The following is a 25,074-nucleotide window of genomic DNA, read 5'->3' as shown; positions in this document are numbered from 1 at the left end:
GTGAGGATAAAATGGATCAAACGCGAATTCTAATCGTAGACGACGAACCTTCCATTGTGAAAATGCTGCAGATGGTGCTGCGCAAGGAAGGCTTTAACCGAATATACACGGCTTCCAGCTGCAAGGAAGCGCTCAGCGAAATCGCTGCGCACGGAGCGGATATCGTGCTGCTGGATGTCATGCTGCCGGACGGCACGGGATTTGACCTCTGTCCGCAGATCCGTTCCTATGGCAGTCCGCACATCCTGTTCCTGACTGCCAAGGCGTCGGATCTGGATGTGCTGACCGGTTTTGCGATGGGCGGGGACGATTATGTCACCAAGCCCTTTAATCCGCTGGAGATCGCTGCAAGGATCAAGGCGCGTCTGCGCCGGGGCGGCTTTGGACCGGCTGCTGCGGCAGAGCAGCAGGCGATTCAGCGCGCATGGGATTTCGGCCGGTTCAAAGTCGACGAATCCGCAGGCGAACTGACGGTGCTGGGAGAGCCCGTGCCTTGTCCGGCGCAGGTCTTTCAGCTGCTGCTGTATTTTTGCAAGCATCCCGGGGTCGTATTCTCCAAGTCGCAGCTGTACGAAGCGGTGTGGGGCATCGACGGCATGGGCGAGGACAACACCGTCATGGTGCATATCCGCCGCATCCGCGAGCGCATCGAGGAGGATCCGAGCAACCCGCAGTATCTGCTGACGGTCCGGGGACTTGGCTACAAGCTGATCAAGGAGAAAGCGCGATGAGGCTGCGCAGAAGGCTTGCCTTCCATTTTACATACCAATTAATTGCATTCTCGGCGTTTATGTTTTGCTTTCTAATCGTGCTCTTATTCTTCCTGATCAAACATATCAGCGACGATGAGATCAAGCGCAACTTTCCGACAGGCGTCTTGAACAGCATCGTGACCGAGACGGTGACGGAGAATGGCGAGGTGCAGCTGGAGGAATATTGGAAGCTTCTGCTCCAGGAGAAGGATATGTGGCTTCAGGTGGTGGATATGGAGGGAAACGTGATTCACTCCACCAACACGGCTTCGGATGTTCCGTTGGCGTACTCGGTGAGCACCTTGCTTGAGATCAAGGAGAAACGCCGCCTCGGCGAGTACACGATGGATTGGCAGATGGATCTGACCTATGAGGAGCCGCTATTGTTTCTGATCGGACGCATCGATGAGAGCTCGGATCATCTTCGGGAATGGGTTGCCCGTTTTCAGGACGGCGGAAAGGTGAGACCGGAGGATGAGGCCGAGCTGGGACGCGAATTGGCCGATCTAGGCGGTTATTTGCATGTGATTGATCGGGACGGACGCGTTGTCCAAGCGATTGGGACGGGTTCCGACAATAAGGCGAGCTACCACCCGCTGGAGATCATCACCATGCAGGAGCAGCCGGGCACGTATTCCACGCATATCGCGGTTTACCGCGATGCGGACAGCGGCAACACCTGGGTATATCACACGCCTCAGGACGGGGCGCTGGAGAAACGGCCAATGATGAACGAGCTGATCCGCGTGGCGCTCTGGACGATGATCTGCGTGCTTGTGCTGTCGCTTGGGGTGGCGATATGGCATGGATACCGGTACAGCCGTCCGCTGCTGCTGTTTACCGGATGGTTCGAGCGGATGGGCAGCGGAGCTTATGAGGAAGTGCTGACGCCGAAGGACCGGAAGCGGGTATTCCGCAAGAGTGGAAAGCTGCGCATGCGCTACAAGCTGTACAAGGAAGTCATCCATTCCTTTTATAAAATGGCGGAGCAGCTGGCTGAAACCGAACGGGAACGGGAGCGGCTCGATCGAAATCGGGAAGAATGGATGTCCGGGATATCGCATGACCTGCGCACGCCGTTATCCTCCATTCAGGGCTACGGTTATATGCTGGAGAGCGCGCCGCAGGATTGGAGCCAGGAAGAATTGCGGGAGATGGGAACCGTGATCCGGGAGAAAGGCGACTACATGCTGGAGCTGATCAATGACTTCTCGCTCGTCTTCCGTCTGAGAAGCGAAATCCAGCCGCAAGAGCTGATCCGGCTTGACCTGAATGAGCTGGTGCGCCGCTGCGTGCTGAAATACGTCAACGATGCCACGCTGGATGCCAACTTCAACTATATCGGCGGCGAGGAGGAGCTGCCCGTCGACGGCAATGCCAAGTGGCTGCAGCGGTTAATGGATAACCTGATCACGAATGCCGTGAAGCATAATCCGGATGGGGTAAATGTTGAGGTCCGGGTGGAAAGGCGTCCCCGCGGCGCGGCGATCGTGGTTGCGGACCAAGGCGTGGGGATGGATGAAGAGACCCGCTGCAATCTGTTCGAGCGTTACTACCGGGGAACGAATACCGAAGAGAGCATGGACGGCTCGGGACTCGGGATGAGCATTGCGAAAGCGATTGTCGAGGCGCATCGGGGCCGTGTAAGCGTATGGTCGGAGGTGGGCAGGGGAACCACCATTACCGTTCTTTTGCCTGAGGCTGCGGCGCAAGAAGATGAGGGGCCGAGTTCGCGCGGGTAGCGTAGCCTGGGGCTTGGATCCGCAGATTTCCAATCGCTTCAAAAATCCTGCAACTTTCCTTTCCTGCTCCCGCCCCGGGTGCGCTATAATGGCTAGGCAACGATTATACTTCATGTCCGGAGGATATTATGGGTTCAACTTCGTTTCGGCAATTGACCGGTAATGCGCGGGGCTGTCTCGTCTACGAGCCGCTGTTTCTAATCCCTTACAGCATGTTCACGACGTACACCTCCATCTACATGTACCAACTGGGGGTAACCGAGACGGGGATCGGCTGGATTACCTCGATCGGTCTGCTTGTGCAGGTGCTGTCCTCGTTTCTCAGCGGGTATTTAACGGACCGTTTGGGCCGAAAAAAAGCGCTCCTTTACTTCGATGTGCTGAGCTGGAGCGTGGCCACGCTGCTCTGGGCAGTCTCCCAGAACTTCTGGTTTTTTGTGATCGCCGCCGTCATCAACGGCTTTCAAAAGGTGCCGCATACCGCCTTTTACTGTTTGCTGGTGGAGGATACGGCGCCGAAGGAGCGTACCTATGTCTTTACGCTGCTGCAGCTGATTAGCGTCGTCGGCGGATTGTTTGCACCGCTCGGCGGGCTGCTGGTGTATCATTTCTCGCTTGTGCCCGGGGTGCGCATCATGTTCGTCCTTGCCTGCATCCTGATGACGATCCAGTTCATCGGACGCCATTATGCGACAAGGGAGACGGAGATCGGATACCGCAAAATGAAGGAAACGAAGGCGATGGGCCTGCGGGAAGGGATGTCCGACTATGTCCAGGTGATGAAGAGCATGCTGGGAAACCCGCTGCTGCTGATGATCTTCGGCGTTTATATCCTGTTTAATTTTCAGATGACGGTGAAGACAACCTACGTCTCCATCTTCATGGTGGAATATTTGCATTTGGGCAGCGGCCTGATCTCCGTTTTTCCAGCCTTCTCCTCCGTCATTATGCTGATATTCATGCGGTGGATCATGCCCCGGATCGGGGAGCGGCACGTGCACCGGACGATGGTATGGGGCTTTGTCATCTCGGTATTGTCCAATGTCATGCTGGTGTTTGCACCGCAAGGAGATCTGCTGGTGCTGAGCCTGAGCACCGTCATTGCCGCATTCGGCACGATGATGACATATCCGTATCTGGAGACGGCGGTGGCCAATGCCATCGACGACGAGAACCGCGCCAAAATATTCGCGCTGCTCCAGGTGCTCATCCTCATCGTCATTTCGCCTTCCGGCATCATTGGCGGCTGGGCGTACGGCATCGATCCGAGAATACCGTTCCTGCTTGTGGCCGGCGCATTTGTCATCAGCATTCCGCTCATGCTGCTGTACAGCAACAAGGTAAAGGCCGCTCCCATCGAAGCGGGGGTTTAGCTTGGATAGGAGGGCCAAGCCCAAGACGGGCATGCGTCTTTAGCGATATATACGAAACGTAAAGAGTACGCACGAAGAGAGGCGCCCTAAGTCTTGGGGGGCCTTTTTTGTGCCTCTTATTGCAATTTGGTTAGTGTTCACTTATGATATGAGCATGAAAAAGAAACCTCATTTCGACAGCAAGAAGAAGGAAATTTTGCAGGCAGCCATGAAGCTCTTTGCCGAGAAGGGCGTGGACGGCGTATCGGTGAAGGAGATCGGCGCGGCGGCAGGCGTGACGGACGCGGCGATTTATAAGCATTTTACGAATAAGGATGCCGTTGCCGCGGAGGCGTTCAACGAATATTGCGGCAGTTATACGCGCTTGGTGGATGAGTACGCTACCCGGCCCGGACCGTTTGCAATGAGGCTATCGGCTCTCGTAACCCGCGTATTGGAATCGTATGACGAAGATAAATACGGCTTGCTGCTATTGTCCCAGCATCACGAGCTGTTTACGGAGGTGGTCAAGAGCAGGGGACGGCAGCCGCTTGATGCTTTGGAGGAGCTACTCGAGCAAGCGGTGCTGCAGCGGGATATTCCGCCGCAGAATACGCGGTTAACCGCTGTGCTGATCATCGGTGCATTCAGTCAGCTTGCGATTTCCACGATGCAGGGGGAGCTGGAAGAACCGCTGTCGCCGCTGGCATCTGAAGTGACGGCGCATTTATTGGCATTAACCGGTTTGGGAAAAGGTCAGGCGTGACCTTTTCTTTTTGCCATCAGGTTAGTGATTGTTAACCAAATTATGAGGGGGAAGACGCATATGAAAAAGATTTTAATCATCCAAGGCAATCCCATTGAAAACAGCTATGGCCGTCAGCTGGCAGAGGCCTATGCGAGAGGGGCGGCCGAATCCGGTGCGGAGGTGCGGCAGCTGGTGCTTGCGGAGATGGAGTTTGACCTGAACCTGTCCGGCGGTTATAAGGGCAAGCAACCGCTCGAGCCCGATCTGCAAGAAGCACAGGAGCTGATTGCCTGGGCGGACCATCTGGTGTTTGTGTACCCGAATTGGTGGGGCGGCATGCCGGCGCTGCTCAAAGGGTTCATCGATAGGGTTTTTCTCCCCGGATTCGCCTTTAAGTACCGCCGGAACTCGCCTTTGCCGGAGCAGCTGCTCAAAGGGAAGACGGCTCGTCTGATCGTCACGATGGATTCGCCGTACGTTTACTACCGGTTCTATCTCGGACAGCCGGGACATCAGATGATGAAGCATTCCATTCTGAAGTTCTGCGGCGTGGGCACCGTCCGTGCCACGAACATTACCCAGCTTCGCAAAATGCCCGAGACGGCAAGAAGCCAATGGCTCGAGCGCGTGCAGAGAATGGGACGGAAATTGGCGTGATCGGGTAGTAGGGGCGATGTGCAGTTCCTTCCAATGGCTTGACTTCTCGGGCAGGAGGATTATAATTCATACAACAAATGAAACGACCAAAGAATTGAATGGGTCATGGTTCAAAATCAAATCTTGATGTATATGCCGGGGAATAGGGCCCAGGCGTTTCTACCAGGTTACCGTAAATGACTTGACTACATGAAGGTTGAGAATCCGCTCCCCAAGCCCGGCTTTGCATAAACATCGAAGCCGGGCTGCAAGATCGCCTGAAATGGGATCTAAGCACGTTTTAACGGATGGGGTGATGTGCAGACTATTAGCAATGCATGGCTGCCGCGCGGACTTCTCTTCCTCAATGGATATAGTTGCAGGCAACCCGGGCAGATACGCTGTCCGGGTTGTTTGGCGTGTTACGCAAGATCGATTTTGTGCTTTTACAGGTTCATTATAAGAAAAACGTCTACCGACGACCGCAGTAAGAAGAAGTTTTTATTGCGAGATTAGGAAGTCACAAGCTTCCGAGTTTATACTTTCTGATATCTAAAAAAAGGGGAGCGTGCAATCATCATGAGTTCAATCCAGAGACAGAAACGATACGAGGTCAGCCGGCAGCTGGGGAAGGTTGCTTTAGGACAAGAGCCAGCCGATCTGGTCATCAAAAACGGCACGCTGATCAATGTGTTTACGGGCGAGCTTCAGGAACGGATAGACGTGGCGATGGCGTGCGGGCGCATCGCTTATATCGGCAGCGCCGATCATACGATCGGAGAGGGGACGCAGGTGATCGAAGCGAATGGGCGCTTCATCTCGCCGGGTCTGCTGGACGGCCATATGCATGTGGAGAGCACGATGCTGACCGTAACGGAGTTTGCCAAAGCGGCCATCGTTACGGGAACGACCGGGGTTTATATGGATCCCCATGAGATCGCCAACGTGTTCGGCATGGAGGGCGTGCGCTGGATGCACGAGGAAGGGCAGCAGCTGCCGATGAAGGTGTTCACCACCATTCCTTCCTGCGTACCGGCGACGTTCGATCTGGAGGATGCCGGGGCGCAGTTGGGCGTAGCCGATATCGAGGAAGGGCTGACCTGGCCCGGCGTCGCGGGGCTTGGCGAAGTGATGAACTTCCCGGGCGTCGTATACGGCGATCCGACCATGAGCGGAGAGATCGAAGCCACGCTGCGTGCGGGCAAGACGGTGACGGGGCATTTTCCGGCCGAGGACGACCGGATGCTACAAGCCTATCTGGCAACCGGCGTCAGCTCCGATCATGAGACCGTAACGAGAGAGCAGGCTTTGGAAAAGGTTCGCCTCGGTATGCATCTGATGATCCGCGAAGGTTCGGCTTGGCAGGATGTGAAGGAAGTGATTAAGGTGGTAACGGAGGACAAGGTACGTACCGACAATATCTCCTTGGTCACGGATGATGTGTATCCGCAGACGCTGCTGCGGCTCGGCCATATGAACCATGTGGTCCGCCGCGCCATGGAAGAGGGCGTGGACCCGGTTACGGCGATCCAGATGGGCACAATCAACGTGGCTCGATATTTCGGTATGGATATGGAGCTCGGCAGCATTTCACCGGGCAAAACGGCTGATATTTTGCTCATTGACGATCTGAAGAGCATGGTGCCTTCGGTGGTGATCACGGACGGCGAAGTGGTCGCGGAGAACGGCCGTCTCGTGAAGTCGTTCCCGGCGTATTCGTATCCGGAAAAGGCCTTTCAATCGGTTCGGCTGCAGCGTTCGCTTACCGCCGACGACTTTCTGCTGCGCAGCAAGTTCGATGCGGCACGTACGGAAGTGAACGTGGTGCGCGTCATCGAGAATAGTGCCCGTACCGTCAAAATGACCGCGGTGCTCGCTGTGGAGCAGGGCGTCATCCAGCCGGACCTGGGCCAAGACGTGGTTCAGCTGGCATGCATCGAGCGCCACGGCGCAACCGGGCAAATCTCGCTCGGCTTTGCGAGCGGCTTCGCACTACAGTCCGGCGCGGTTGCTTCCACGGTGGCGCACGATAGCCACAACCTGCTTGTGATGGGCACGAACGCCGAGGATATGGCGCTTGCGGCGAACGAGCTGGCAGCATGCGGAGGCGGCATGATCGTGGTGCAGAACGGCCAGGTGCTGGCAAAGGTGGCGATGCCGATTGCGGGCTTGCTGGCGGACCGTCCGGTCGAGGTCGTGGCCGAGGAAGTCGCTGCCCTGGAGGAAGCCTGGAAACAGCTCGGCTGCTCCATCCATGCGCCGTTCATGACGTTCTCGCTCATTGCGCTTCCGGTCATTCCGGAGATCCGCATTACCAATCGCGGGATCGCGGACGTGACGGAATTCAAGCTCATCGAGACGGAGATCGGTCCGGTTCAATAAGGTGGCACATACATTAAAGCAGGTTGGCCCACATGGCTAACCTGCTTTTTTGGTGCGTAAATACTGGGCTTAGCCTGTGAGTGGATGCCGCAAGCCACGCTCCCATGGATAATCCTCACATAATCCATTGCCTACTTAGTGATTTTCGTCACAAATTGATAACTTTTTCACCTATTTCGGCCATTATATTGTGATGTTTATCACAATCCTTTAGGACGCGGTCTGCGACAATACAAAAAGAATCAAATTTGAAGTGATCACGTGAGCTAAAGGAAGGGGTATCTTTTATGGATCCGGTTATGCTGGCGCGAATTCAATTCGCATCGACAACCATTTTTCACTTTATTTTCGTACCGTTATCCATCGGATTGGCGTTTCTGATCGCCATCATGGAGACGATGTATGTTGTCAAGGGCCAGGAAGTCTACAAGAAAATGGCCAAGTTCTGGGGAAAGCTGTTCCTGATCAACTTTGCGGTCGGGGTTGTGACAGGGATTCTGCAGGAATTCCAGTTCGGGATGAACTGGTCGGATTACTCGCGCTTTGTCGGGGACGTGTTCGGCGCACCGCTTGCGATCGAAGCCCTGCTGGCGTTTTTCCTTGAGTCGACGTTTATCGGGCTGTGGATATTCGGGTGGGACCGGTTATCCAAGAAGGTCCATCTGCTCAGCATCTGGCTGGTGTCCTTCGGCACCCTGATGTCCGCCTTCTGGATCCTGGCAGCGAACTCGTTCATGCAGCGTCCGGTCGGTTTTGAGATCAACAATGGACGGGCGGAGATGAATGATTTCTTCGCGCTGATCACGAACGGTCAGCTGCTGGTGGAATTCCCGCACACGATCTTCGGTGCGTTGGCAACCGGGGCTTTCCTGGTAGCGGGGGTAAGCGCGTATAAGCTGCTGAAGAAGCAGGATTTGGATTTCTTCAAAAAATCCTTCCACATCGCCATCGTGGTGGGTCTCATCACCTCCATTCTGGTTGCGGTATTCGGCCACCAGCAAGCGCAGTATCTGGTGGATACGCAGCCGATGAAGATGGCCGCCGCCGAGAGCTTGTGGGAAACGAGCGACGATCCCGCGCCTTGGACGGTCATCGCCGCCATCGATCCGGATAAGCAGGAGAATACGATGGAGTTCAAAATTCCGTATTTGCTCAGCTTTTTGTCCTACAGCAAATTTTCAGGCGAAGTCATCGGAATGAAGGAGCTGCAAGCCCAATACGAGCAGGAATACGGTCCTGGAGACTATATTCCGCCGGTCCGCACCACCTTCTGGAGCTTCCGGATTATGGTGGCTGCCGGCAGCGTCATGATTCTGCTGGGATTGTACGGAGCGTGGCTGATGCTGCGCAAAAAAGTCGAGAAGGCGGGCAAATGGTTCCTCAGACTGATGCTGTTTGGCATTTCCCTGCCGTTCATCGCCAACACATCGGGATGGATCATGACGGAGATCGGACGCCAGCCTTGGACGGTATTCGGGCTGATCACCACGGAGAACAGCGTTTCGCCGAACGTAAGCGCAGGCTCGATCCTGTTCTCCCTCATCATGTTTACCGCCATTTATGCAGTGCTGGCAGCCGTGATGGCCTATCTGTTCATCAAAGTCATTAAGAAAGGACCGTATGCGGCGGAGGAAGACGATCACCACGCAAGCGATCCGTTTAATAAGGAGGACTACAATGCTGTCTCTTAACGAACTGTGGTTTGTGCTCGTCGCCGTATTGTTTATCGGGTTCTTCTTCCTGGAGGGCTTTGATTTCGGAGTCGGGATGTCCACGCAGCTGCTGGCCAAAAACGATACCCAGCGCCGGGTGCTGATCAACTCGATCGGCCCGTTCTGGGACGCCAACGAGGTCTGGCTGCTGACGGCGGGCGGCGCGATGTTCGCGGCCTTCCCGAACTGGTATGCCACGCTGTTCAGCGGGTTCTACATTCCGCTTGTCTTTCTTCTGCTGGCCTTGATCGGGCGCGGCGTGGCATTTGAATTCCGCGGCAAGGTTGGCGATGTCCGCTGGAAACGGGTATGGGACGGAGCGATCTTCACCGGAAGCGTGCTTCCGCCATTCCTGCTCGGCGTTGTTTTTGCCTGCCTGATCCAGGGGCTTCCGATTAACGAAGAGATGCAGCTGCATGCCGGATTCTTCGATGTCGTGAATCTTTATACCGTGGTCGGCGGGTTGACGATGGTGATGCTCTGCCTGCTGCATGGCTTGATGTTCACGACGCTGCGCACGCTGGGGGATCTCCAGGAACGGGCGCGCCGCATGGCCCGGAGACTTCTGATTCCTGTTGCGGCCCTGTTCGTGGCGTTCGGGGTGATGACGTATTTCATGACCGATATCTTCGAGAAGCGCGGCGTGGCGTTAACCGTCCTGCTGGTGCTGGCCCTGCTTGCATTCCTGTTGGGCGGATATTTCATGAACGTCAAGCGGGACGGCTGGGCTTTCGGGATGACCGGCGCGGTCATCGCACTCTTGGTAACGTCCGTGTTCGTGGGCTTGTTCCCGCGCGTGATGGTCAGCTCCATCAACGCTGCATTTGACCTGACCATTTATAATGCGGCCTCCGGACCGTATTCCCTCAAGATTATGACGATTGTGGCCGTATCGCTGCTGCCTTTTGTTTTGGGCTATCAAATTTGGAGTTACTTCGTTTTCCACAAACGGGTACATGAGAAGGAGCATCTGGAGTACTGATGGGAAAAGATCTGCTGGGATACAAAGGCGCCAAGACGGTATTCTTCCTTGTCGCCGCATGTACCCTGGCACAGAGCATGGCCATCCTCCTGCAAGCCAAATGGCTGGCGGAAGCCGTATCCGCCCTGTTTGCGGGATCAACGCTGCAGGAGCAGGGGGAGACCATTGCCTTGTTCCTGCTTGCATTTCTGGCGCGCCACGGGATCTCGGTCGTGCAGCAAGGAATCGCGCAGCGCTTTGCCGAGGAGACGGGCACGAGCCTGAGAAAGCAGCTGCTGGAGGAGCTGTTTCGGAACGGGCCATCCTTTGTCCGGTCGGAAGGAACAGGCAATGTGGTTACGCTTGTGCTGGAGGGCATCGGCAAGTTCCGCAAATATGCGGAGCTGACCATACCTCGCATGATGGGGGCAGGCATTACCCCGGCGCTGGTATGGCTGTACGTTTTCATGACGGACCGGATCTCGGGCATTATTCTGCTGGTGACCATGCCGATCCTGATCGTGTTTCTCATTCTCGTGGGACTTGCCGCGAGAAAGCAGACCGAGCGGCAGCTGGATTCCTACCGGATGCTGTCCAATCATTTCGTGGATTCGCTGAGAGGGCTGACCACCCTGAAGTTTCTGGGACAGAGCCGCAAGCACGGCGCGAGCATACAGCAGGTCAGCGAGGGGTATCGTGCAGCTACCATGCGGACGCTGCGCGTGGCGTTTCTGTCCTCTTTTGCGCTGGATTTCTTTACGATGCTGTCCGTGGCGTCGGTTGCGGTCAACCTGGGCCTGCGCCTCATTAACGGCAGCCTGGAGCTGCTGCCCGCGCTGCTCATCCTGATCCTCGCACCGGAGTATTTCCTGCCGGTGCGCATGGTCGGGGCGGACTTCCACGCCACGCTGGACGGCAAGCAGGCAGGGGAAGCGATGCAATCCATCATCCGGGAAGCCCGGAAGGGGCACACGAGCGGAAGCTCGGGTCCTGTTACCACGGAGGGTTTGGCTAACGGCGCGGGTCCATTCGAGCCAACGGGAGCGCTTGAAGCCCCGGCGGCAGAAACGATGGAACGAACCCCAACGGGCCTAACATTTAAAATTCAAAATAATTTCTCGGGTCCCAGCCGCAGACCGCAGACAACATTCCGATGGGAAAAGGACAGCGTGCTGGAGCTCTCCGGTATCGGCGTCAGACACGAAGAACAAGGGCCGGCTTCATTGGAGGAGGTCACCTTCCGAATACCGGGACAACGCAAGATCGGCATCGTCGGGGAGAGCGGAGCCGGCAAATCCACGCTGATCGAGCTGTTAGGCGGCTTCATGGCGCCAACATCCGGAGCGATGGCGCTGAATGGCATGATGCTGGAAGAATCGAACCGACGCGAGTGGCGGTCGGAGGTCACCTATATGCCGCAGCAGCCGTATTTGTTCGGGGCAACCTTGGAGGAGAACGTGCGCTTTTATGCGCCGGAGGCGTCCAGAGCTCAAGTGGAAGCGGTGGTAAAGGCGGCCGGTCTGTCGGAGCTGGTCGAAAGCTTGCCGGGCGGCCTTGCGGAGATGATCGGCGGCGGCGGACGCGCTTTGAGCGGCGGCCAGGCACAGCGCGTGGCTTTGGCCAGGGCGCTGCTCGGCGGCCGGCAGGTTCTGCTGCTGGATGAGCCGACGGCGCATCTGGATATTGAGACGGAATACGAGCTGAAGGAGACGATGCTGTCCCTTTTTCAAGACAAATGGGTATTTCTGGCGACGCACAGGCTTCACTGGATGCAGGATATGGATTATATCATCGTTCTGCACCAGGGGCGCGTTGCGGAAACGGGAACCCACGAGGAGCTTATGGCACGACAGGGCGTCTATTACGGACTGATGACATCGCAGATGGAGGGAGTACAATGAAGCAGGAATCGTGGTTTCGACCCTATGTAACGGCAAATTTCTGGCGCTTTTTGCTCATTGTCACGCTGGGCGTGCTCACCATTTTGTTTGCCGGGATGCTCATGTTCACATCCGGTTATTTGATCTCCAAATCCGCCCTGCGTCCGGAAAACATCCTGATGGTGTACGTGCCGACCGTAGGGGTTCGCACCTTCGGCATCGGACGGGCGGTGATCCATTACGTGGAGCGCCTGGTGGGGCATGATACGATTCTTCGCATCCTGTCCCGCATGAGGCTTCGGCTGTACCGCATTCTGGAACCGCAAGCCCTCCGTTTATCCTCCCGGTATCGCACCGGGGATCTGCTGGGCGTGCTGTCCGATGATATCGAGTATTTGCAGGACGTCTACATCCGGACGGTCTTTCCATCGATTGTTGCGCTTGTGTTATATGCCGGGGTCATTCTGGCCGTCGGCCAGTTTGATCCGGCATTCGCCCTTCTGCTCGCACTGTATATAGCGGTGCTGATTCTGGTGCTGCCGCTGATCTCGCTGCTGCTCACCAAACGGAAGAATCGGGAAGTGAAACAGGCCCGCAGCCACCTCTACCGGAAGCTGACCGACGCGGTGCTGGGCATTCATGAATGGTACGTCAGCGGCCGGCAGGCGGAATTCCTGACCGGTTATGAGGCGGATGAAGCCGAGGTGGACCGGACCGACCGCTCGCTTAAGCGCTGGTCGCGCTTGCGCGCCTTTATCGGTCAAGGCGTGGTTGCCGTGACGGTGGTCTCGGTGGTGTATTGGTCGGGACGGCAGTATGCGGACGGTGCCATCGACGTTACGCTGATCGCGGCTTTTGTGCTGGTTGTGTTCCCGTTAATGGATGCATTCCTGCCGGTGTCCGAAGCCGTTGAGCGGATTCCGCAGTACGGCCAATCGGTCGCAAGGCTCCGGGCGATTGAAAGCGCGGATGCCTCCGAAGGGCGGCAGGACCTGCCGCAGATGCTGGATAAGGCAGAGGTGGAATCCATCATAAGCCGCGGCGTTCATGTGAAGGCGGACGGCGTCAGCTTCCGCTATGATCAGGGGGCAGACGGCCCATCGAGGCTGGAACCATCCGGCGTGGACAGGGAGGCGTCTGCATTAACCGATGTGTCGCTGGATATTGCTCCCGGCGCCAAGGTAGCCGTCATCGGACGCTCCGGTGCCGGCAAATCGACCCTGCTGCAGCTGATCCAGGGCGTGTTGGCGCCATCGGGAGGAAGCCTTACCCTAGGCGGCGTGGAGTCTGCGCGTTTCGGCGATGAGATCTCTTCCGTCATTTCGGTATTGAACCAGAGTCCGCACTTGTTCGACACAACGCTTGCGAACAATATTCGGCTTGGATCCCCGGACGCCACGGAGGCTGAAATCCGGGACGCCGCCGCCATGGCACGGCTTGAACCGCTGGTAGCCTCCCTTCCGGAAGGACTTGGCACCCGCATGCAGGAAGCCGGGCAGCGTTTCTCCGGAGGAGAGCGCCAGCGCGTGGCTTTGGCCCGAATCCTGCTGCAGAGGACGCCCGTTGTCATTCTGGATGAGCCCACGGTCGGGCTGGATCCCAAGACCGAGCGGGAACTGCTGTCCACCATATTCGCCAGCCTGCAGGACCGCACCTTGATTTGGGTGACGCATCATCTGGTCGGCGTGGAGCGCATGGATGAGATCCTCTTCATGGAAGACGGTCGAATCGTTATGCGGGGCACCCATGATGAGCTGATGGAGCGATATCCGCGGTATCGGAACTTGTACCGTTTGGATCGTCCGGCGGTATAGACAGCTGAGGCGATTTACCAGCAGAAGAACCGGCCTTTCAGGAGGTTGGTTCTTCTTTTTGTTGCGTTCTTTTTTCTTATAAGTCCGATAAAAGATCGGAATCCACGCGGCTTCTGGAAAGATGTAACATTAGTCTTAAGCAGGATCAAGAGTTCATTACAACGTTAGGGGTGTGGTATAGGGTGGATTCGAAACGGTTGGTTGACGTATTTCGTCATTTTGCTGAGCGGGAATGTCCGGGTTCCAGCGTGTTCTATGAGTATTTGGCCCGGCATATTGCCGATGATGAAGAGGTGCTGCAGGTCGCTGCGTTGGTTCCGTCCGGCCAGCCCGTGCCCAATATGCTGTTCGGAGCGGTTCAATACTTGCTGCTTCAGGGCGAGGGTCCGGAGCTGAGGGCGTATTACCCCGGCCTTGCGGAGCACCCGAAGGAGATGGCCTCCTGTTATCCCCATTTCCGGGCATTCGTGCTGGAGCATGAAGCAGCCATTATCGGAATCCTGAAGCGCAAACGGGTACAGACGAACGAAGTCCGTCGCTGCGCGTACCTGTATCCGGTGTTCTGCTCCATTTATGACAAGGTCCGGAAGCCGCTTGCCCTGGTGGAGCTTGGAACGAGTGCCGGATTGCAGCTGCTGTGGGATCAATACAGTTATTCCTATGGAGACACGGCGAGTTACGGCCTTACGGAATCGAAGGTGTGCATTACATCGGAGATCAGGGGAGACCGCAAACCGTTCCTGCCGGCCTCCAGTCCGCCGGTTGTTTACCGGATGGGGATCGATCTGCATGTGAATGACGTACGGAACTCGGAGCATTTCTTATGGCTGCGAGCTTTGATTTGGCCGGGCAATCACGATCGGGTGTCCATGCTGGAGCATGCGGCGGAGGCGTTGAAGCAGCAGTCAGACGTACGTTTCCGGGAGGGGGATGGGACGGTGCTGCTGCCTGACATCGTGAAGGAGATTCCGGAAGAGGCCGTGATCTGCGTGTTTCATACGCATGTGGCCAACCAGATTCCGGAGGCGTCCAAGCAAATATTGCTGCGGCATCTGAGCGAGATTGGAAGCAAGCGCGATATTGTGCACGTCTACAACAATATGCAGGATGAGGATCTGCATGCCGATTATATCCTCGGGGGCGTGCCGAGCAAGTTTACGACGGCACGCACGGATGGGCATGCGCGCTGGTTCGAGTGGCTGTTATAAGGCAGGGAGATGATTGACTTAGCCTGAATAAGGACGGCGAACAGAACGGTGATGGCCGTTCGTTACGTCATTTGTCCGTGAACGACCGCGAGCCCGGAAGGCAGCCGGGCTGAGACTTAGAGAATAACAGCCCCGCCGCAGCCTTCATCGCGTATATTTTTTTATTGGGCAAGTCTGTGTCATAATAGGAGAGATGGAATATAAAGCGCTTTATGCTATGCGATTGAACCCGAGGATCAGGCTCTTCCATGGTGGAAGGGCTCTCGTTCAGGGCATGGCAGCATTCAAGGAGACCAAAGGAGGAAGTTGGGATGGATTATCGTATTGAGAAGGATACCCTGGGTGAGATTAAAGTGCCTGCGGATAAGTTATGGGCAGCGCAGACACAGCGCAGTTCCGAGAATTTCCGGATAGGAACCGAAACGATGCCGAAGGAGATCATTCGGGCGTTCGCGATATTGAAGAAGAGCGCGGCCATCGTCAACGGCAAGCTCGGCAAGCTGGATGCAGATAAGGTGGATGCGATCACAACCGCGGCCGACGAGATCGTGGACGGCAAGTGGGATGAGCATTTTCCGCTGGTGGTTTGGCAGACCGGCAGCGGCACGCAATCCAACATGAACGTGAACGAAGTCATTGCGAATCGGGCCAATCAGCTGCTCGAGCGAAAAGACAGCACGCTGCGCGTTCATCCCAACGATGACGTCAACAAATCCCAAAGCTCCAACGATACGTTTCCGACGGCGATGCACATGGCTGCGGTCGTGGCCATGGAAGATCAGGTGATGCCTGCGCTCCGCCGTTTGAAGAAAACGTTCGAGAAGAAAAGCGATGAATATAAGGACCTGATCAAAATCGGCCGTACGCACCTTCAGGATGCAACGCCGCTGACGCTCGGACAGGAAATCAGCGGCTGGCACCGGATGCTGGAGAAGTGCGAATTGATGCTGGCTTCGGCCGTAGAACCGCTGCGCGAGCTGGCTATTGGCGGCACCGCCGTGGGTACCGGCATTAACGCGCATCCGAAATTCGGAGAAATGACGGCGGCCGAAATCAGCCTGCAGATCGGAAAAAGCTACACGTCCGCCAGCAACAAGTTCCATTCGCTGACCAGCCATGACGAGATCGTATTTGCCCATGGGGCGCTGAAGGCGCTGGCTGCCGATCTGATGAAGATCGCCAACGATGTTCGCTGGCTGGCAAGCGGTCCCCGTTCCGGCATCGGCGAGCTCACGATCCCTGCCAACGAACCGGGAAGCTCCATCATGCCGGGGAAAGTAAATCCAACCCAGAGCGAAGCGCTGACGATGGTGGTCTGCCAAGTGATGGGCAACGATGCCACGATCGGTTTTGCGGCAAGCCAGGGCAATTTTGAGCTGAACGTCTTCAAGCCGGTCATCATTTATAATTTCTTGCAGTCCGTGCGTCTGCTGGCGGATGCCATGGATTCGTTCGACCAGAATTGCGCCATCGGCATCGAAGCCAATCTTGACGTGATCCGCGCGAACATGGAGCGGTCGCTAATGCTGGTGACGGCGCTGAATCCGCATATCGGATACGAGAATGCCGCCGCCATCGCGAAACGTGCGCATAAAGAAGGGACAACGCTTCGCGAAGCGGCGCTGGCAAGCGGTCTGCTTAGCGGAGAGGATTTTGACCGGATCGTCCGTCCGGAAGAAATGATACATCCGAAGGAATAGGGGAGTTTTCTTTTGAGCTTTATTTCTAGGCAGGTTTCCCGTTGAACCAAGGGCCCATTTCACCACGGTGAAGTGGGCTTTTGTTGATTAGAGATTGTTACCCGCCGAGCCGAACGCATTCGATCATCGCAAGAAAAACATCACGGAACGCCGCTCGTCTGCCGCGAAAGTGCTTCAATCGTTTATCTCCGGCTTCGCAGCGGTTATAATATGGTGACAGCATCTGACAATACTTCACAAACAAACGTAAGAAGGATGGATGATAACTTGAAGAAACATCAATGGATGGCTACGCTGCTCTCTCTGATATGCACCGGGCTCGGGATGTTTTATATCGGGACGCCGGGCATGATCATAGGCGGAATGCTGCTCATGGCGCTGCAGGGAGCGGCTTTGTTTATTTTTTTCATGACACTGGGATACTTGGGCTTGATTATCGGTCCGCTAGCAATTGGGATTCATATTATAGGTTTGATCATACCGGTCATCTACTTCAGCTACCGATCGCCAAGGAAACCGATGTTCGACGAGAAGCGGCGGCGTCAGCTCGCCTCCCCTTGGAAAATCGTCGTGCGGACGATCATCGGACTGGCCTTGTTCGCAGGGTCGATTTACGCCGGGTACACCTGGGGATCCGCCCCGTTCATGAAGACGGCTGCAGAGAAACGCGAGGTTCAGGAAGCGGCGGAGTCCTATCTGGAACAGAAGTACAACGAACCCTTTAAGGTCACGGACGTGGATTATACCTGGGCCATAGGCTCGTATAATCTTACGGCTCATCCGGAGCAGGCGCCAGAGCTTGAATTTACGCTGAGCAGTAATGAAGCCAGCCCTCCCGTCATATCGAATGATACCTACCTGAACCGGCTCTGGGGACAGCAGCTGAGGGACCGGCTGAAACCTCTGCTGGATGAGCTTTATCCGGGCCAGGCGTTTGGGGAGGCGTATGTGAACGCCGGTGCCGAAACACTAGAGCGTGATTATAGCCAACTGGCGAATAGCGCCGAGGGTGATGTCAGTCAGAACATCAGATTGATCGTATTCGCGGATTTGACGGCGGATAATCTGGCGCAGGAGAAGGAACGGGTGCTGGAGCTGATTCGGCGGCTGCCTTCGGTGACGGTGCCGGGGGAGACGGATCTTGCCATCGATTATTATGCCGCGGATTTGAAGACGGCGGAGAGCGTAAAGAAGGTGGAGCAGGATATCGATTATATGAAGGGGAAAACCAGTACCTACAGCTTCAGGGTGTTCGACATTTCGGACATTACGTCCGCGGATGACATCGAGATCAATGGGCTGGAATGAGGATTTTGCTTTGGAGTATAAATTGATTCTTGATTCAGAAGCCAGGCGGAGTGGATAACTCCGCCTGGCTTCCTGTTGATGAATTATGATCCAACAGGTGAAGGGAGCCTTCGTTAATGCAGGGACAGCTGGATGCTGCGTCCTTTCGGCGTCTTCGTCATGGTCAGCTTTAGATTCAAGGCCTTGGCCATGTCGCGGACAGGGACGTAGAGGGTGTTCTTTATGAACAGGGGACCGTCGTACTTGCTCTTGTCCAGCTTGCAGTGGTCCGATTCTTCGGCACACAGCCTCGCCGGTTTATAAATGTCGATATCGTTCACGCTCATCTCTTGCGTAGCCCGCCGTACGATCGTATATCCCCAGCTGTCGTTTCCCCATACCGATACTGGGGGAATGCTTGCCGCTTTCAGGTCATATTGATGAAAGTTGTCCAGCTCCTCCTGCAGCGTATAAGAGATTTCGTATCCCATTGCATCGGCTAAGGATTTGAGCGGAACGTACGCCTTGCCTTTGTGAACATGGACGTCCTTTATATGGGTGCCGCCGACGTTTACGTAATAGCCTTCCGCTTCGTTAGCGGCTGCTTGCTCGCCTGCCAGATGAGGGAAGCGGCTAACAGAACGCTGGTCAGCGCGAAGAGCGATATCCTTCTGAATTTCTCGATCGTCATAACCTCCTTGCATACCGAATGGGTGTAGGCAGCCGAATGAGGAGCCTATCTACTATATAGACTCTTTTACTGACCCATTGGTTAGCCCGTTTTCGTAAGAAAATAAGGATAAGCCTGCGAATGTAAGTACTTAGGAACCTTGATCAAGCTGGCCTTCAGCTGTCAGCAAGGAATCTAGCACCGCAAGGCTTCGATATTGACGCCATTATGGGCCGATGGGGGAGGCAGAGAGCATACATGATAAAAGGACGGATCAAGCTGATGCGCTTGATCCGTCCTTTTATTGAGGGGCTTCTTATGTCATGGAGAAGCACCTATGCATAGGGTGGAACCGGCTTCGCATTACATGCTCACGGTATTCCTGGCATCCCGGTAACCGGACAGCTTGTTAACGAAGAAGGTGATCAGGAACGAACAGAGCAGGCTGGCTGCCATCGAGATCAGGAAGCCCATCGTGTTATTCGATGTAATGGGCCCGATGAAGGAGGGCACATAGGCTGTCCCCCGGACCCCGAACAAACCGACGAGCATGCCGCCAAGTCCAGCCGAGGCAATCGCTCCGGCAAATACAAGCTTGTTCGAAAACATGAACGGATAGGCGGCTTCAACGAAGGTGCCAAACCCCATGTTGATGGCGAATCCGGGGGCTGCGACGGCGGCTTCTCCCTTATCCCGCGGAGCGATAATATTGGCTAGCGTGATGCCTGCGGATACCATCACCAAGCCGACCATATCGACCGCGCCGAGGAAGCTGTTGCTGGTTGTTTCCATCTCCAGCAGCACAATCGGCAGGATGGCCGCATGATAGACGCCGCCGATGATGGCAGGCCAGATCAGCAGGCCGGCAATCAATCCGGCCATGGCCGGGCTCCAGGAGACAAGGGTCTCGATCAGGAAGCGGATGCCTTGCCCTGCGCTCAGCGCAATCGGCGCAATGAGGAAGTAGACCAGCAAACCGGCAATCAGTCCCGACACGCCGCCGGCAACAATGTTGACCGTCGTAGCGGGGAAACGCCACTCCACGCATTGACGGAATATGTAATGGACGATAATGCCTGCGCCGATCCCGCCGATGATGCCGCCGATAATGCCTCCTTCGACGGACAGGACGCCTGCCACGATGCCCGCCACGATGGATACCTCGTCCAGCTCGGATACCTGTTTGGCTGCAATGACGGCAACGATGACCGGCAGCGCCTTGATCAGCAGGTCAAACACTTCGGTCAACGAAGATAACCCCGGGATTTTGCTGACCGCCAGGATCAGGGCCATGCCGATGAAACCGGGGAGGGACGCCATCATGATGCCCCGAATATTGATTCTTCGCCATGGAGACGAGCTGCCCGACACCGCATGGATATTGGCGGTCGCATTCCCGATGACCGGCCGGTACGTAAGCCGCCAATGCTTGCTGAGGGATGTGACAAAGGTGACCGCACGCGTTCTGTTGGTTGTTCCGGTTGTGCCCGAAGCCGCAATGACATGCGCGCCTTTGGTTTGGATGATGGCCATGGAGGTTCCGCCCGTACCGGTCACCGGCAGGCGGAATTTGGCAGCGGCCTCAATGGCATGCCGGTTGCTGCCCTCCGGGTCGGCGCTCATGACGATGATGCCGTCAATTTCGCCGAGTTCAATCTGCTCGGCAATCTCCCGGTCCAGCCGCTCGGCCGCCTGATTGATCTGCTGAAGGGTGCCTTCAGCGACAATGATGGGCTCTCCTTGGGAAGAGCTCCAGCTGTAAAGAGCCGCAGGCGTCGTATCCTTGGCTGCGTCCATGGAGACCTGGGCAGCGATAAACTGCAGGGCCCCGCAGGACAGGCCGGCGCTATCGAGCTGCATCAATATCTCATCCAGCAGCTTGCGCGGGTCTTTGCCGCCGAGATTGTACAGATTGCCGCCGCTGCTTCCGATGATGGCGATTTGACGATTCATGATTGCTGCCCCCAATACATTAGAAATTAGATAATTTCTATATTACAGCAGAGTTATAACTTGTTAAAGTGTTAAAATGCGATCCCGCCAAACCAAAAGCCGCCATGCATACCCGGTAAGGGCTGCATGGCGGCTTGGTCATCCTGTTATCTATTCGTTGCTTTCGCTGGCCGCTGCAACGGCAGAGGCTTCTTCTGCCGCTTCTTCAGGCGTTTCTTTGACGATTTGCAGCTTCGTATAGCGGTGGGTCTTCTTCTCGATGACGGTGAACGTCAGGTCATTGTACCTCCACGTATCGCCTTTGGCGAGTTCGGAGTTATGACCGTACAGCCAGCCGCCGATCGTATCCAGGTCATCGGTGCTCAGGTCCGTATGAAGCAGGTCGTTGATCCGGTTAATGGATACCTTGCCGTCTGCGATGATGCGGTTCGGCTCAGGCTGGGTCAGCTCGCGTTCTTCATCCTCGTCGAATTCGTCGCGGATCTCGCCGACGATCTCCTCCAGAATATCCTCGATGGTGATCATCCCGGAAGTACCGCCGTATTCGTCGATCAGGATGGCCATATGTGTGCCTTCCTGCTGCATTTTCCGAAGCAGCTTCTTGATCGGAATCGCTTCGGATACCGTCATGGCCGGATGAATCAGCTTGGTCAAGTCGATATTGGAATTGTCATCGAACTCCAGGAAGAACTGTTTGGTGTTCACCATGCCGACGATCTGATCCTTGTCTCCGCGAACAACCGGGAACCGGGTGTACTGCTCGCGCTTGATAATCTGCAGGTTGGCGGCAAGCGGCTTGTCAACATACAGACAGATCATATCGGTACGGGGTACCATAATCTCTTTGGCAAGCATATCGTCAAAAGCAAAAATTCGGCTTACATAACCGTATTCGGCTTGGTTAATCTTTCCGCTCTCATAGCTGTCGCTCAGAATCATGCGGAGTTCTTCTTCCGAGTGAGCCTCTTCATGTTCGCTGGCAGGATGCATGCCGAACAGACGGACAATCTTGTTGGCCGATCCGTTCAAGAGCCAGATGAATGGATACATAATGCGGTTAAACCAGATAATCGGCGTCGCACACAGGAACGACACGGCTTCAGCCTTATTGATAGCGATCGTTTTCGGTGCAAGTTCGCCGATTACGACGTGAATGTAAGTCATGATAATAAATGCAAGCAAGAAAGAGATCAGCGAAGCGATCGCCGCAGGAATCGAAAGGCTGTCAAACACCGGGTGCAGAATCTTCTCGATGGTCGGTTCCCCGAGCCAACCGAGACCGAGCGCCGTGATGGTAATCCCGAGCTGACACGCGGACAGATATCCGTCGAGATTCGATGTTACCTTTTTGACGGCGAGAGCACCTTTGCGCCCTTCCATCACCAATTGGTCTACCCGGCTGGGACGAAGTCTTATGATAGCAAATTCCGTCATAACGAAAAAAGCGGTAGCTGCGATAAGCACAGCGACTAAGAATAAATTTAAGCCTATATTGTCGTCCAAACAAAACACATCCTTTTTTATCTGATCCGAATTAGTTTTTTAATAACCATCAATTACTATGCATGGCTGTCAACGTAATTCGACCGGAATTTTAAAGGTTCTAGCTTCATGTGCTTGAGGAGGAGAAACATATCGGTATCCGTGTTGCATGTAACGTTATGCAAGGAAAGCAGAGACACATGGCGTTGTGACTCCAGCATTAACCGAACGGGTTCCGGACTTTTAGGTACCGGCGTCGGCGCTGGCAGAGTGCCTTCAGAGGCTTCCATTCCCTGCGTCGCCGCAGCGGAATCGGTGATGTCCACCAGGGGAACATTACAAACGGAAGCAATCAGCAGTAAGCCAAGTGTGGAACATATAATTCTGTTTATCCTTCGTATGGGGTCCAAGTCGGATCGTCACTCCTACAATTCGTAATCGATTTGCTCTAAAAAATATATGGCTTAATTGTCAGCGTATGAATATGAAGTGATTTGAGTAGTTGTACGTAATTTCACCACGAACGCGGTCTTCAAAACAAGGTATATTGCTATTAATCATAAGAAAAAGTAAGCCACTATGTCAAATAACAGTCGCAATCGGTTATATAAATCCTTATATATCAAGGGTTTCGGATGATCGCCAGGCATACAAAAAAAGACAACCCTCCAAGATTTCCGGAGAGTTGTCCCATGCTGCAACGGACTATTTATGGTATGGCTGTTGTCTGATATAGCTGTCGGACAGATGAAGCAGCTTCAGCGCGCGTTCGAATTCTTCCTTGGTAGCCTGGGTCTTCTTCACGTCCGAATTCGGAAGCGGATGCTTGGTTCCGTCCTCAAAGCCGATGCCCGGAATGTACAGGGTCGTATTGTTGATGAACGTGCCCGAAGGCAGGTAATACCGCTCCGGCAGCAAATTATTATCGGTGTGATTGAGCAGATCCTGGCCAAAGTGTAGCTGATGGTCCATCGATACGCCCAGCAGGTTGGCCACCGTCGGCAAGAGGTCGATTTGTCCGCCGACCTGCTCCTTCACTTCGGGCTGAATTCCCTCGCCATGGATGATAAGCGGAATGTTGATCATATCTCCGGAGTTATATTCGCGGCCGTAAATTTCGTGCATCAGCTCTTTATCCTTGTGGTCCAGGGAGTAAATCGGCAGTCCAAGATGATCGCCGTAGAGAACGATCAAGCTGTTATCCCATACGCCGTCTTTCTTCAGCTGCTCGATGAATTTGCCGAGTGCGTCATCGGCATAATTCTGGGAACGGATGTAGTCGCCGACAAAGGTGCCTTCATACCGCTCCGGCAGGGTCATCCGATATTTATCCTCAGGAATCGTGAACGGATGGTGAGCCGACATGGAAATGACCTGGGTATAGAAAGGTTTACCGGCATCGTTCATTTTCTTCAGCTCGGCGGCCGTTTTGGAGTACAGAGCGTCATCCGAAGCGCCGAAGAACAGCTTATCGTCTTCACCGAAGAACGCTTTATCGTAATAACGGTTGAAACCGAGCGCCTTGTACAGCTCCCCACGGTTCCAGAACTCCACGACGTTGGTGTGGAAGGTCGCCGTATCATATCCTTCCCCTTGCAGCAGTCTCGGCAGGCTTGGCAGAACCCTGTCCGCATAATGCTGCGTAGCCGCACCCCGCGGCGGAATGTAGAAGGAAGTATTCACAACAAACTCGGCATCCGAGGTATTGCCTTGACCGACGTTCTGGTAGAAGTTCGGAAAGTAATTGCTCTCGCGGGCCAGCTTGTTGATGTTAGGCGTAATTTCCTTGCCGTCAATCGTGAGGTCGACCAAGAACTTCTGGAAGGACTCCATTTGGATGATGATCAGATTCTTGCCTTTGGCGACACCTGTAAGGAGAGCCTCCTTATCCGACGCTTCCAGGCCTTTCAATGCGTTGACTTTATCCTGGGTAATGGTTTTGGCATCCACGAGCTCTTTATTCTCCTGTTGGAAAATCGTGTAGGCCTCGTAGTTCAGAATCCCCATTTCCTGCGCCTTCACGATTTCGTTCATGCTTGCGCGGTTCGGCATGATCTGGAACAGGCACAGCATTAAAGAGACAACAAAAACAATCGGGATGATCTTGCGTTTTTCCTTTTTCGCATGCCGAGTCTTCCAATTTTTAACGCGGTCGCTGCGCCACAACAGAACAAACATCACGATGATATCCGTGAAGATCAGCAGATAGTAAGGGTCCATCAAGGAGAATACGCTGTTGCTTACCGCCGTTACCTGGTTCACCTGCTCTAACGCGTGATAGGTAACGATGACACCGTAATATTTATAATACATAATGGCTGCAAAGAAGATGGCGGTCAGCAGCAGGTTAACGCTCATATAGGCCGTCAGCTTTCGCTTGGAAGCAAACCATTCGATCAAGCTAAACACAAGCCAGATAAAGGGAATTTCCGTAATCAGCGGTTTCCATGGCATGACATCATCAAAAATGACCGTCCAGGCCAGGTAGCTTTTGAGCAGCATAATAACAGAGAAAAATATAAATGGCTTCGTAATCGTTAACCGAAACCGCGAGGTGGAGAACACCTGTATCGCCTTCCTTTCAGGGCCGCCACAGACCTGTTCGCAAAACTTCGGCGGCTATTCGTTTTTTAAGAATACATAGACGTTATTCTTACTGTAGATTTACGTTCCGTATACCATTTATTTAACAAAACTAATGAACAGAATTTATTATGACCTCTTCGGAGGAGGTTGTCAAAGAGTTAAAGTAAGTCCCGAAATTTCCTATAACAACACAAAAAGACAACGAAAAA

Annotated in this window: 18 protein-coding genes and 1 riboswitch; of the genes, 13 read left to right on the top strand and 5 right to left on the bottom strand. The window is 54.8% G+C overall.

The annotated features are described in order from the left end of the window. Positions 1–11 precede the first annotated feature (11 nt). The 12 genes from MHH82_RS30870 (at position 12) to fumC (ending at position 16,887) form a co-directional block, all read left to right on the top strand. Positions 12–731 (top strand): response regulator transcription factor, encoded by a 720-nt coding sequence (locus MHH82_RS30870; protein ID WP_015737847.1) that lies wholly within the window; start codon positions 12–14, stop codon positions 729–731. After that, complete coding sequence (locus MHH82_RS30865) at positions 728–2,494, top strand: sensor histidine kinase (protein ID WP_251501188.1); 1,767 nt, start codon at positions 728–730, stop codon at positions 2,492–2,494. The genes MHH82_RS30870 and MHH82_RS30865 overlap by 4 nt, the downstream gene beginning before the upstream one ends. Before the next feature lie 128 nt (positions 2,495–2,622). After that, positions 2,623–3,867 carry an MFS transporter gene (locus tag MHH82_RS30860; protein WP_015737845.1) on the top strand — a complete coding sequence of 415 codons (1,245 nt, stop codon included), beginning with the start codon at positions 2,623–2,625 and terminating at the stop codon, positions 3,865–3,867. Positions 3,868–4,021: 154 nt separating this feature from the next. Continuing rightward, a complete protein-coding gene (locus MHH82_RS30855; protein WP_186326503.1) occupies positions 4,022–4,612 on the top strand; it encodes a TetR/AcrR family transcriptional regulator in 591 nt (196 codons plus the stop codon). Positions 4,613–4,672: 60 nt separating this feature from the next. Next, entirely contained in the window at positions 4,673–5,251 is a 579-nt protein-coding gene (locus tag MHH82_RS30850) for an NAD(P)H-dependent oxidoreductase (RefSeq protein WP_036659300.1), read from the top strand. 106 nt (positions 5,252–5,357) lie between these two features. Then, a riboswitch (purine riboswitch) is annotated at positions 5,358–5,459 on the top strand. A 350-nt stretch (positions 5,460–5,809) separates the two neighbouring features. Then, complete coding sequence (gene ade, locus MHH82_RS30845; RefSeq protein WP_251501191.1) at positions 5,810–7,612, top strand: adenine deaminase; 1,803 nt, start codon at positions 5,810–5,812, stop codon at positions 7,610–7,612. Between the two features lie 287 nt (positions 7,613–7,899). After that, positions 7,900–9,303: a cytochrome ubiquinol oxidase subunit I gene (locus MHH82_RS30840; protein WP_009590394.1), complete on the top strand. Its 1,404-nt coding sequence runs from the start codon at positions 7,900–7,902 to the stop codon at positions 9,301–9,303. Next, a complete protein-coding gene (cydB, locus tag MHH82_RS30835) occupies positions 9,290–10,306 on the top strand; it encodes a cytochrome d ubiquinol oxidase subunit II (RefSeq protein WP_009590373.1) in 1,017 nt (338 codons plus the stop codon). Before MHH82_RS30840 ends, cydB begins: the two co-directional genes overlap by 14 nt. Further along, positions 10,306–12,186 (top strand): thiol reductant ABC exporter subunit CydD, encoded by a 1,881-nt coding sequence (cydD, locus tag MHH82_RS30830; protein WP_251501194.1) that lies wholly within the window; start codon positions 10,306–10,308, stop codon positions 12,184–12,186. The genes cydB and cydD overlap by 1 nt, the downstream gene beginning before the upstream one ends. Further along, positions 12,183–13,979, top strand: coding sequence for a thiol reductant ABC exporter subunit CydC (cydC, locus tag MHH82_RS30825; RefSeq protein ID WP_251501197.1), 1,797 nt, complete (start codon positions 12,183–12,185; stop codon positions 13,977–13,979). Before cydD ends, cydC begins: the two co-directional genes overlap by 4 nt. A gap of 182 nt (positions 13,980–14,161) precedes the next feature. After that, entirely contained in the window at positions 14,162–15,187 is a 1,026-nt protein-coding gene (locus MHH82_RS30820; protein ID WP_340969329.1) for a DUF2332 domain-containing protein, read from the top strand. Positions 15,188–15,498: 311 nt separating this feature from the next. Continuing rightward, positions 15,499–16,887 carry a class II fumarate hydratase gene (gene fumC / locus MHH82_RS30815; RefSeq protein WP_015737836.1) on the top strand — a complete coding sequence of 463 codons (1,389 nt, stop codon included), beginning with the start codon at positions 15,499–15,501 and terminating at the stop codon, positions 16,885–16,887. A gap of 97 nt (positions 16,888–16,984) precedes the next feature. On the opposite strand, the gene MHH82_RS30810 is transcribed toward fumC, so the two are convergent. Beyond that, complete coding sequence (locus MHH82_RS30810) at positions 16,985–17,110, bottom strand: hypothetical protein (RefSeq protein ID WP_260871450.1); 126 nt, start codon at positions 17,108–17,110, stop codon at positions 16,985–16,987. A gap of 44 nt (positions 17,111–17,154) precedes the next feature. Here MHH82_RS30810 and MHH82_RS30805 point away from each other — a divergent pair, with 44 nt between their 5' ends. After that, positions 17,155–18,195 (top strand): hypothetical protein, encoded by a 1,041-nt coding sequence (locus MHH82_RS30805; RefSeq protein WP_340969326.1) that lies wholly within the window; start codon positions 17,155–17,157, stop codon positions 18,193–18,195. Between the two features lie 113 nt (positions 18,196–18,308). Here the strand turns inward: MHH82_RS30805 and MHH82_RS30800 are convergent, their stop codons facing one another. The 4 genes from MHH82_RS30800 to MHH82_RS30785 form a co-directional block, all read right to left on the bottom strand. Further along, the gene (locus MHH82_RS30800; RefSeq protein WP_340969324.1) at positions 18,309–18,878 is read right to left on the bottom strand and encodes a hypothetical protein; all 570 of its coding nucleotides are present in this window, start codon (positions 18,876–18,878) and stop codon (positions 18,309–18,311) included. 329 nt (positions 18,879–19,207) lie between these two features. Next, the gene (locus MHH82_RS30795) at positions 19,208–20,797 is read right to left on the bottom strand and encodes a PTS sugar transporter (RefSeq protein ID WP_015737832.1); all 1,590 of its coding nucleotides are present in this window, start codon (positions 20,795–20,797) and stop codon (positions 19,208–19,210) included. Positions 20,798–20,947: 150 nt separating this feature from the next. Then, positions 20,948–22,300, bottom strand: coding sequence for a hemolysin family protein (locus tag MHH82_RS30790; RefSeq protein WP_015737831.1), 1,353 nt, complete (start codon positions 22,298–22,300; stop codon positions 20,948–20,950). Between the two features lie 684 nt (positions 22,301–22,984). After that, complete coding sequence (locus MHH82_RS30785) at positions 22,985–24,844, bottom strand: LTA synthase family protein (protein ID WP_340969321.1); 1,860 nt, start codon at positions 24,842–24,844, stop codon at positions 22,985–22,987. Between the last annotated feature and the right edge of the window lie 230 nt (positions 24,845–25,074).

Source organism: Bacillus sp. FSL K6-6540, assembly GCF_038007545.1.
The sequence above is the reverse complement of the archived record's forward strand: the minus strand, read 5'-3'. Positions and strand labels throughout refer to the sequence as shown.